At 48.5% G+C, this 8,323-nt stretch carries 9 protein-coding genes; 5 read left to right on the top strand and 4 right to left on the bottom strand.

Features of this window, described 5'->3' with window-relative positions:
- Positions 1 to 853: N-carbamoylputrescine amidase (gene aguB, locus ACQY6Q_RS11915; RefSeq protein ID WP_427981706.1), on the bottom strand; the 853-nt coding region annotated here is incomplete at its 3' end.
- Between the two features lie 101 nt (positions 854 to 954).
- Between aguB and ACQY6Q_RS11910 the strand changes: the two genes are divergently transcribed.
- The 5 genes from ACQY6Q_RS11910 (at position 955) to ACQY6Q_RS11890 (ending at position 4,530) form a co-directional block, all read left to right on the top strand.
- A complete protein-coding gene (locus ACQY6Q_RS11910; protein WP_427981705.1) occupies positions 955 to 1,845 on the top strand; it encodes a LysR family transcriptional regulator in 891 nt (296 codons plus the stop codon).
- A gap of 88 nt (positions 1,846 to 1,933) precedes the next feature.
- Positions 1,934 to 2,308, top strand: coding sequence for a hypothetical protein (locus tag ACQY6Q_RS11905; RefSeq protein WP_427981703.1), 375 nt, complete (start codon positions 1,934 to 1,936; stop codon positions 2,306 to 2,308).
- Between the two features lie 79 nt (positions 2,309 to 2,387).
- The gene (locus ACQY6Q_RS11900) at positions 2,388 to 2,630 is read left to right on the top strand and encodes a hypothetical protein (RefSeq protein WP_055734391.1); all 243 of its coding nucleotides are present in this window, start codon (positions 2,388 to 2,390) and stop codon (positions 2,628 to 2,630) included.
- Between the two features lie 72 nt (positions 2,631 to 2,702).
- Positions 2,703 to 3,098 (top strand): DUF2391 family protein, encoded by a 396-nt coding sequence (locus ACQY6Q_RS11895; RefSeq protein WP_427981701.1) that lies wholly within the window; start codon positions 2,703 to 2,705, stop codon positions 3,096 to 3,098.
- Between the two features lie 64 nt (positions 3,099 to 3,162).
- The gene (locus tag ACQY6Q_RS11890; protein WP_427981700.1) at positions 3,163 to 4,530 is read left to right on the top strand and encodes an HD-GYP domain-containing protein; all 1,368 of its coding nucleotides are present in this window, start codon (positions 3,163 to 3,165) and stop codon (positions 4,528 to 4,530) included.
- Positions 4,531 to 4,549: 19 nt separating this feature from the next.
- Here the strand turns inward: ACQY6Q_RS11890 and ACQY6Q_RS11885 are convergent, their stop codons facing one another.
- From ACQY6Q_RS11885 to recJ, 3 genes are all read right to left on the bottom strand, one after another.
- Positions 4,550 to 6,127 carry a methyl-accepting chemotaxis protein gene (locus ACQY6Q_RS11885; protein WP_427981698.1) on the bottom strand — a complete coding sequence of 526 codons (1,578 nt, stop codon included), beginning with the start codon at positions 6,125 to 6,127 and terminating at the stop codon, positions 4,550 to 4,552.
- 240 nt (positions 6,128 to 6,367) lie between these two features.
- On the bottom strand, positions 6,368 to 6,799 hold the full coding sequence (gene trxC, locus ACQY6Q_RS11880) for a thioredoxin TrxC (RefSeq protein ID WP_427981696.1): 432 nt from the start codon (positions 6,797 to 6,799) through the stop codon (positions 6,368 to 6,370).
- Between the two features lie 18 nt (positions 6,800 to 6,817).
- Positions 6,818 to 8,323, bottom strand: a 1,506-nt coding sequence (gene recJ / locus ACQY6Q_RS11875; protein WP_427981695.1) for a single-stranded-DNA-specific exonuclease RecJ, incomplete at its 5' end; no start/stop codon positions are given.

Raw genomic sequence — 8,323 nt, 5'->3', positions numbered from 1 at the left:
GGTGGCGGTATTGTTCTGGTCGACGATCACGGAATAAACCCCAAGCACTGCGCTGAAAGGCTATTTCGTCTAAATCAAATTCATGTACTAATACTTGCTCGCTACTGCGATCGGCCTTTGCTACTAACTCGCCAGTAGCATTGGCGATGAAGGAAGAACCAAAGAAAGTTAACTCAAGGTCTCTGAACTTGGCCTGCTCTTTACCTATTCGATTTGAGGCAATAACCGGAATTTGGTTGGCCGCGGCGTGGCCTTGCATTACGCGTTGCCAATGCGCTTGCGAGTCCATTTCTGGCTGACTAGGTTCACTACCGATTGCAGTAGGGAATAACAGCAACTCAGCTCCCTGTAATGCTAAGCTACGGGCAGTTTCAGGGAACCACTGGTCCCAGCAAATACCAACACCCACCTTGGCATAACGAGTATTCCACACCTTAAACCCTGTATCGCCGGGGCTAAAATAGTACTTCTCTAAATAACCATCACTATCGGGAATATGCGTCTTACGGTAGACCCCTAACAAGGAACCGTCGGCATCTATCATGGCCAAAGAGTTGAACTTGACATTGCCAGCCTTTTCAAACCAACTAAAAGGCAAAACAACGGCTAACTCTTTAGCTAAGGCCGATAAACGCTTAAAAGCTTGATTCTCTTCTAGCACAGAAGCCAAGCTGTGGTGAGATTCTGCAATCTCTATACAAAAATAAGGCGTCTCAAACAGTTCTTGAAGCAAGATGATTTGCGCACCTTGTTTAGCGGCTTCGCGCACCAAGCGCTCGGCTTTATCAATATTGTCATTTACGTCCCACGAACAGGCCATTTGGGTAGCTGCTACGCTTACTTTTCTCATCATAGTCCCTATAAGTATTTCATTTGTTGGCCTATTTTTAATACCAATAGTATTATGATGGAAGTGAGTTATTTTTATTTAGTTATGAAGGATTTCGATAACCTATGGATATGGACATTAATCAATTGCGATTATTAGTGGTTCTCGAAAGAGAAAGAAACCTCTCTAAAGCGGCTCAAAAACTGTTTATGAGCCAATCCGCAGCAAGCCATATCTTGTCCAAACTGCGTAACCGTTTTAATAACCCCTTATTTATTAAAACTAAGAGTGGAATGGAGCCTACACCACTGGTACATGCCTTACTGCCCGACCTGCAAAAAGGCTTAAACTCCATTGATATGGCCTTTGAAAAAATGCGCCCTTTTAACCCCAAACTTGACGCAAAAACCTTCTACATAGGCGCCATTGATTATTTTGAATTCTATGCACTGCCCAAACTAGGTAAGCGACTGGAATCTTCCGCGCCCAACGTTCGAATTGCTATCGATATCCTCTCCGAAAACATGCAAATGGAAAGAGTAGAACAAGGCCATATCGACCTAATTTTAGGGGTGGATGAATTGCAGGTTATGCCGCGCTATTACAACCGTTATCACTGGATTAGTGATAGCTACGTGGGTATTGTTTCGAAGACGACTAAAATCGCTAAGAAATTGAATGTGAAAGCCTTTGTGGCAACGCCACAAATCCACCTGCCTTTTATTAACTCCGGTGCCGACCCAATTGATCGTTGGTTGCATCAACAACATCAAGCTAGGCAAATCTCGATGATCGTACAGAGTTTTGCCGTAGGTGGTATGGTTACCGCACAAACCAGTAACCTGATGTGTGTACCACTTAAAATCGCCCAAGAGTTAGAACAAATGTTGCCGATAAAAATTGTTGAACTGCCAGCAAATATGCCTAAGCTTTCACTCAGTATGTTCACCCATCAGTTATACGATAGCCAAGATAGTATTCAATGGTTAATCAAGGAGATCCGTGCATGTACTTAACTAAAGTACCAATAATCCCCAGCATTAGCCCTGTAGTAATAGAGCAAGCTCTTTGCAACGCCTTAGCGCCCCCAAAAGGATGAATTTAATGGTTAAAGATCCTCGCGTCATCGACAAACGTATTCCCTTGGTATTGGCTCTGTTGGTTGGTCTGTTTTGCTACTACACTTGGGCCCCCAACAGTCCTTTTCGCAAGCAAAGCGAACTCGCCTTGGAGCAGGCAATAGAACAACAATTCAACGGCTGGGTAAGCGGCGAGGTACAGCTATTAAGCGAAGCTGCCAACGGCCTAGCGCTGGCACAAACTGGCGCAGGTGCTGAGCTTAGACTTAACCTCCCCAAGGCCTTGCAGTGGCAAGCCAATAGCCGCTGGCAAATACGCGGGCAACTCACTTGGCCACAGCAACAAGCCCACTTAGATCTCACAATGGACAATGCCAAGCTCCTCCCGCTCGATAATTAAACCTAAACTGCGCTAGCGCAAAGTCGCTAAGGCTGGCCCAGCCAATAATGCAACTAAGGCAGGCTAGCGGGAAATCACAATGAAAGCATCATGGAAATGGCTGCTCTATACAAGCATGGGCCTCGGTTTATTATTGGTGCTGGGCGGCGTCGCCTTAGCGATGTTTTCCGACATAAGCGTATCGATGGGGGTGCGCGGGGTACAAATTATCGCCGGCATTATTGGCCTTGGCTTGCTGTTGTTAGTACCCAGTAAAATCCTTCTTACCCTGTTGCTGATGAAGCAAAAATCCACAGAGCAACCAGCCAACAGCAAGGGTTAGCGGCTAAAGCTATCTAAAATCAATACCTTCCGCTACAGTAATACTACAGCCCTTCCACCACCAAGGTTGGCAATGCAAGTTAGTTTCAATATGGAAGATGCCAGTCAGGTGTTTGTTGGCGCGTTTGCGCTGGCGGTGCCGATTTCCTTTACCGAAGAAGCCTGGCGTTTAGGCGAAACCCTGGCCCTTAGCAATATCTTCATGTTGCTGGGTTTATCGTTAATCTTTCTCGCCTTATTTAGTTATCAGAGCGTCTTTCAAAGGCAGATTAACCATCGGCTGCCGGTGTTTGTGCTACGTATCGTTATCGACTACGTAATGGCAGCCATGGTAGTTGCCTTAGTCTTGTTATGTATTGATAAACTGCCCTTACTCAGTGAGCCTATAGTGGCACTTAAACGTATTATCATTATTGCTATGCCCGCTTCGATGGGGGCCATTGTGGTTGACAGCTTCGATAAAGAATAACCCTGGCCTAAGCCAACTCCGCTGTACTAAACTCCAACTAAGACCTTAATAACTAGGTAAAAATATGCAAGCAGCCCATGACATTCAGCGTCAATCGCAACTTCAGCTTAGCGAATTGATGGCCTCATTGAGTAAAGCCTTAGACATTACCGAAGGGCAACCGCCGGGGCATTGCATTCGCGTCTGCTGGATAGGCTTTCACATAGGCGAGCGCTGTGGGCTTAGCGCTGAAGAACTGCACGAGCTCTACTACACCCTGCTGTTAAAAGACTTAGGTTGTAGTAGCAACGCGGCAAGGATCTGCGAGTTATATGTCACCGATGACTTGAGTTTTAAGCACAATTTTAAAACAGTGAACGGCAGCCTTAGCCAAGTGGTTAACTTTGTGGTGCAAAATACCGGCTTGAAAAAAAACCTTGCCGAGCGCTTTAAGGCGATTCTTAATATTATTAAAAATGGTGATGAGATAGCCCAAGACTTAATCCAAACCCGCTGCGATCGTGGCGCCGAAATAGCCAAGCAACTGCGCTTTAGCCCCAGTGTTAGTGAGGCCATTCGCAGCCTAGATGAGCACTGGAACGGCGGAGGTCGACCTGCTCAGTTAGCCGGTCAAGCTATTCCCCTATTCGCCCGCATAGCACTGCTGGCGCAGGTGGCCGATGTGTTCCATCAATCTTCAGGGCGAGATGCCGCGCTGCGCGAATTAACTACCCGCGCAGGCACTTGGTTTGACCCAGAACTAGTGCAACACTTTGTCGACTTAGCCGAGCAACCCACATTTTGGGCAGGTTTAGAAGCAGAAAATGTGCAACAACAGGTATTGGCCTTTGAGCCCGCTCAGCACTCGGTTAGCCTAGATGATGACTACCTTGACGAAATTGCCGCCGCGTTCGGCCAAATTGTTGACTCCAAAAGCCCCTACACCGCAGGCCACAGTGAACGGGTAGCCTTATACACCGACTTAATTGGCCAACAGCTCGGTTTTAGTGATGAGCTACGCCGCTGGTTAAAACGCGGCGCCCTGTTACACGACATTGGCAAACTGGGCGTGAGTAATTCCATTCTCGATAAACCCGGTAAGCTAGATGAAGACGAATGGATAGAAATGCGCATGCACGCGGTATATACCGAGGATATTCTCTGCGAAATTGCCGCCTTTAAAGAACTGGCTCGAGTATCGGCGGCCCATCATGAACGTCTCGATGGCAAGGGTTACCCAAGAGGCATTAAGGGTGAACAAATTAGCTTAGCCACCCGTGCCATTACAGTGGCCGATATCTTCGATGCGATTACCGCCGACCGCCCCTATCGCGCGCCCATTCCCATTGCTAAAGCCTTAAGCATTATGCAACAGGAGCTGGATACCGCCATCGACAGACAGTGCTTTGCCGCCTTAAAGCTAGCGATTAAACAGCTAGATTTGGCTATGTAAATTCACTTCACGCTCGGGCTTAGCGAGCAAATAACTCTACCATAGCTTGCAGTTTTTTAGTTTGCTCCGAAAGCTGCTGGTTGGCTTGGCCACTATGCTGACAGCCCTCTAGGGTGTGCAGCGTCTGCTGGTTAATATTGGCAATATTTTGGCTGATTTCATTAGATACCGCCGCCTGTTGCTCGCTGGCCGCAGCAATTTGCTCAATCTGACCGCGGATCTGATCCACCGTAGCAGTCATTGAATAAATCGCCTCGCCAGCCTGTGCGGCTTGCTCTACGCTACCTTTGGCAGAACGCTCACCTTGTTGCATCACCGTTACCGCGTGTTCGGCTTCGCTTTGCAAAGTGGCCACAATGCTTTGGATCTCTTCGGTAGAGCTTTGGGTACGATTGGCCAAGCTTCTTACCTCGTCGGCCACTACCGCAAAACCGCGCCCTTGCTCACCGGCGCGAGCCGCTTCAATCGCCGCATTTAAGGCCAGTAAGTTGGTTTGCTCGGCAATCCCTTGAATCACACTAACAAACGCACCGATTTGTTCACTCTCTTTGGCCAAGCGTTCAATCACCTGGCTAGCCTGAGCGATTTCTTTAGCTAATTGATTAATATGCGTAATGGTTTCAGTCACTTCTTGATGACCTTGATGGACCTGCTGCTCAGCGTGGTTGGTTTGCTCGGCGGTGCGTTGAATATTAGCCGAGACTTCTTCAACGCTACTGGTCATTTGGGTTATTGCACTGGCCACCTGCTCCGCTTCTAGCTGCTGCGAACTCATATCTTGATAAACATTCTCGGTGGCTTGAGCGGCTTGAGCGGCCACTTCATCAAGATTTTGCGTAGCATCACTGACGCGCCAAACTAAGCTTTGCTGCAAGTGAGACTGCATCAGTTTAGCCAATTCTAATTGACCAAGTTCGTCGGCTCGACCGGTATAAATCCACTGGGCGACAGGGTCGTCTATTAGGCTTTTACTTTGTGCTGCCTGCTGGCATAGCGGCGCGCTTAAATAAAATGCGCTTAAGGGGCTTAGCAGTAACACCGCCAGTAAGGCCACTATGGCCGTGGTCATAGATAAACTGGCAGTGACAAAACACCAGGCTAGTACCAACAACATGGGCAAGCCAATGGCTAGGCAATAACGGCTAAACAAACCTAAGCCTTGCTGAGCACGTGACAATGGCGGTTTACCTTGGCTCACCCGCCGATACAAGGCATCGGCGCGCGCCACGTACTCGGCTTTAGGTTTAACCCGTACCGATTGATAACCGGTTACTTTTCCTTGCTCGCCAATAATCGGCGTGACCAAAGCATCCACCCAGTAGTTGTCGCCATTTTTACAACGGTTATTCACCACACCTATCCACGGCTGACCAGCTTGAATGCGGTCCCATAACATCTTAAAGGCCACTGCAGGCATCGCCGGGTGGCGCACAATGTTGTGACCATGGGTAACCAGTTCAGACTCGCTGTAACCGCTAATGTCGACAAAGTCTTTGTTTGCATAGGTAATCACCCCCCGTAAGTCTGTGGTAGAGACAATATGCTGATCTTCTACCATTTTTCTTTCATTTCCGGTGAGGCTTAAGTTCCTAGGCATAAACAATCCTTAATTTTGCAACAACATCCAAGGGGCTTGGTTGAGATGTTTTATAAATTATTGACAACAAATTCATAAACATCTCCACACCAACCATTAACAAATGGTCGCAAGGATTATCGATCATTAGCCGAACAACTCAATAGCGGAGGGAGTAAAATGCGAGGAAGCTACAAAAAGCGTTCAGCCCAGCGCAGACTAAACACTCTTTGTAGTAATGGCCGCGAACAACTTAGCCGATTAAATGAACTGTTGTAGCCATTGCTGCATGGCTTGAGCGGGTAAAGCGCCCGCTTGTTGGCCCAACAACTTACCTTGCTTGAAGCACATCAAGGTGGGTATAGAGCGGATCTGATAACGCTGAGCCAAAGCTTGTTGTCGCTCGGTATCTACCTTTAAAAACTGCGCTTGATGGGCATACTGCTGGGCCATTTGCGCATAAACAGGAGCCATGCTTTTACAAGGGCCACACCAATCAGCCCAAAAATCCACCACCACTGGCAACTCACCGGCCAGATGTTTGGCAAAACTAGCCTCATCCACCTCTATCGGTTTGCCGCTAAACAAAGGTGATTTACATTTACCGCATTTCGCCGCTTCACTCATTCGAGAAATGGGTAGGCGATTACCCGCTTGGCAGCTAGGACAAATAACAATCATGCTGTCTGACATTGTTGCTTACTCCTGTGTTTACAAGGGCACTAGATGCTCAACCATCAGTTGCACACTGCGCCGCCCTCTAAATTCATTTACATCTAACTTATACACCAATTGCACCTGCTTCAAACTGGCATTCGGCCAAATATCCCGGTCCACATTAAAGGCAATCGCGTCCAGTTCTTGAGCCATTCCGGGCAGTTTAACACTCATTTTTAGGTGTTTTTGCCCTACCACTCGCTGGCTACACAGCTCAAACTCGCCATCAAACAAGGGCTCGGGAAAACCCTGCCCCCAAGGGCCAGCGTCTCGTAGCATTTGGGCAAAATCGAGCGTCATTTGCTCGGCCAGTAATTCACCATCGCTGAGCAAAGTATGGGTTAAACATTCGCTGTCGATGAAGCTAGCTGCGGTGTCTTCCAAACAGCGCTTAAACTCTTCGAAGCGAGCCTGCGGCAGAGATAAGCCCGCCGCCATGGCATGACCGCCAAACTTACTAATTAAGCCGGGATGTTGGGTATCGATCCGCTCCAGCAGGTCACGCAAATGCACCCCTGCCACCGAGCGCCCCGAGCCCTTTACTTCACCGTGTTCGCCATCGGCAAAGGCAAATACCGGTCGATAATATTGTTCTTTGATTCGAGAGGCTACTAGCCCCACCACACCTTGGTGCCAGTCGGCTTGGTATAAACACAGCGCCTTGGGTAAGTGTTCACTATCAAGGCTTAATTGATTAACACTGTACAGCGCTTCTTGCTGCATGCTTTGCTCAATGTCTTTACGCTCGCTATTAAGGCTATCCATTTCGCTGGCCAACTGGCGGGCATGATGAATGTCATCACTGATCAGGCAATGAATGCCCAAGCTCATATCATCTAAGCGCCCTACCGCATTCAAACGCGGGCCAATGGCGAAACCCAAATCGCTGGCCACCATATTCGCCTGCTGCCGCCCCGCCACTTCAATTAAGGCTTGAATACCTGGTCGACAAGCGCCGGCGCGGATCCGCTGTAAGCCCTGATGCACCAAAATACGATTATTACTATCCAGAGGTACTACGTCGGCCACCGTGCCCAAGGCCACTAAGTCCAATAAACTGGCAATATTGGGTTCCAGCAGACCTTGTTTATCGAACAGATTTTGCTGGCGCATCTCACTGCGTAGCGCCACCAGTAAGTAAAAGGCGACTCCCACTCCGGCGAGGTTTTTACTAGGAAAAGCACAATCGGATAAATTGGGATTAACAATGGCCGCGGCTTGCGGGAGTTGTTCACCGGGCAGGTGGTGGTCGGTAATTAATACTGGAATGCCTAGCTGTTTGGCCTTGGCCACCCCGCTAATACTAGAGATGCCGTTATCCACGGTAATGATTAACTCTGCCCCCTTGGCCGCCGCTAGTTCGACGATTTCCGGACTAAGGCCGTAGCCATACTCAAAACGGTTCGGCACTAAAAAGTCGACCTTGCTAAAACCAAATTGCGGCAAACCAGCCATTAGTAAGGCGGTACTGGTAGCGCCGTCGGCATCAAAGTCGCCCAC

Source organism: Agarivorans sp. (assembly GCF_050295395.1).
GTDB lineage: Bacteria > Pseudomonadota > Gammaproteobacteria > Enterobacterales > Celerinatantimonadaceae > Agarivorans.
The sequence above is the reverse complement of the archived record's forward strand: the minus strand, read 5'-3'. Positions and strand labels throughout refer to the sequence as shown.